The sequence below is a fragment of the Vibrio sp. 10N.261.52.C2 genome, from assembly GCF_041471425.1.
GTDB classification, from domain to species: Bacteria; Pseudomonadota; Gammaproteobacteria; order Enterobacterales; family Vibrionaceae; genus Vibrio; species Vibrio crassostreae_C.
Map to the genome: position 1 here is coordinate 1 of NZ_JBFROH010000100.1, position 244 is coordinate 244.

Annotated in this window: 1 pseudogene; it reads right to left on the reverse strand. The window is 45.1% G+C overall.

Going from position 1 to position 244, the window contains the following annotated elements:
* Nucleotides 1-25: 25 nt before the first annotated feature.
* Nucleotides 26-244, reverse strand: a pseudogene (locus tag AB4307_RS21850) (IS110 family transposase); the annotation flags it as partial.

A 244-nucleotide genomic window follows, 5' to 3' on the forward strand; every position in this document is an offset into this window, starting at 1 on the left:
TAACAAACGACTATGGCGTCAATGATTAATTTTTGGCAGTGTTTTCATCCCACATGGCGCCATCTCTCAGCATAGAGTTAAGAGTCACAACCATCTTTCGAACACACGCGATTATTGCGACTTTCTTAGGCTTTCCGGCAGCTACAAGTCGAGCATAAGTTGCTTTGAATACGGGGTTACATTGCATGGCTGACATCATTGCCATATATAACACTGTGCGTACTTGCGCTCGACCGCCTTGGAT